Origin of the sequence: Acinetobacter sp. YH16031 (assembly GCF_013417335.1) — a bacterium.
Lineage (GTDB): Bacteria > Pseudomonadota > Gammaproteobacteria > Pseudomonadales > Moraxellaceae > Acinetobacter.
Genome location: NZ_VPED01000162.1, coordinates 1 through 1446, shown reverse-complemented (window position 1 = coordinate 1446; position 1446 = coordinate 1). Strand labels below are relative to the sequence as shown.

At 42.8% G+C, this 1446-nt stretch carries 2 protein-coding genes and 1 pseudogene; all 3 read left to right on the top strand.

What is annotated here, in order from left to right; all coding sequences use genetic code 11:
- A partial coding sequence (locus tag FTV31_RS16875; RefSeq protein WP_257227210.1) for a MobA/MobL family protein occupies positions 1-903 on the top strand: 903 nt, incomplete at its 5' end.
- Entirely contained in the window at positions 900-1370 is a 471-nt protein-coding gene (locus FTV31_RS16870) for a hypothetical protein (protein ID WP_179997526.1), read from the top strand. The genes FTV31_RS16875 and FTV31_RS16870, both read left to right, overlap by 4 nt.
- Positions 1367-1446, top strand: a pseudogene (locus FTV31_RS16865) (biopolymer transporter ExbD); the annotation flags it as partial. The gene FTV31_RS16870 and the pseudogene FTV31_RS16865, both read left to right, overlap by 4 nt.

Here is a 1446-nt window from a genome sequence, read left to right as displayed (position 1 = left end):
ACTGCGGTAGCATCTATGGCCTATCGTGCAGGAGAAAAATTGACAGATGAACGGACAGGATTAACGCACGACTTTACGAGAAAAGAAGGTGTGGCTTATACCGAAATTATCTCGAACTTAGATACTCAAATTGATCGTGCCGAACTCTGGAATCTGGCGGAAAAAATGGAAAACCGCAAAGATGCCAGAACCGCTAGAGAATGGGTTATTGCTTTACCTGATGAATTGGACGAAGAACAACGCAAGGAACTCGCTAAAGACTTCGCCAAGTCCTTAGTAGATCGCTATGGGGTGGTCGCAGATTTAGCGATTCATGCACCCAGCAAAGGTGGAGATGATAAAAACCATCATGCACATATCTTGCTAACAACTCGCAAAGCAGAATTGGACCCTGAAAATAAATTAGTCCTTACTCAAAAAACGGAAATTGAACTAAGTAACACCAAAAGAAAAAGCCTAGGCATGGGAACAAGCCAGGAAGAAATTAAACAGATTCGAGCCACCTGGGCAAACTTAGCCAATCATGCTCTGGAATATGCAGGGTATCGGGAAAGAATCGACCACCGCAGCTATGCCGATCAGGGCAATCAGCTACAAGCCACCATACATGAAGGCAGCAAAGTCACCCAGATGCGTAGGAAAGGCATAGATACTGAGATCAGCCGTTTCAACGACACAATCAAACAGCAGAACAGCCAGCAGCTCCAATACCAACAACAGCACAAGGAAAAGACCTTAGAACAGGGTTTTAACCGTGTTGAACAAGGGTTTGAGCAATGGAAGAAAGATCAGGAAGCTAAACGCCTAGAACTGGAACATAAAAAGCGGTTAAAGCTACAGCAAGAACAAGCTATGAAGCTGAAACAACGCAAAAGCATGAATAGAAATGGGCCTTCCCTATGAGCAATCAAAACGATTTAGACGACCAGTTATATATTTTATTAGCTTCGATGAAGGAATACAGGGAAGCCATAGCAGACGATAAGAAGCGATTAGAGACATTTTACACCCAAGTAGCTAGTGGGGTACTAGATAAGGCTGAAAAGTCACTACAGGAGACAAATAAACAAGCTATAGGGGCATTAAAGAGCCGTATTGAGGAGTTAGATAAAGCAACTAGCCGTCTTAACTATCAATTTATTGCCGTGTTTGCCAGCGCCTTTGTAGCGTTGGTAATGGTGCTGTTCTTGGCGTTATTTTTATTTGTCCCAAGTATGGATGAAATCCAGCAGCGCAGATCGGAAGTAAACAACCTGAAAAAATACAGTTTAGATCTATCAAAATGTGATGGGAAAACATGCGTTAAAGTGATGACAAAACAATGTGGCTATGGGAAAAATGGCGATTATTGTGTGATTGACCCTAAATAATTGCCGCTGATGCAAAAGCGACACATCAGGATGTTATTCGTGTCATGGACGTTGCAGGGCAACTTGGCTTTGTCAA

Excerpts from the sequence above, each read along its gene's own strand:
- FTV31_RS16870 (WP_179997526.1), top strand. The coding sequence starts at position 900 with ATGAGCAATCAAAACGATTTAGACGACCAGTTATATATTTTATTAGCT.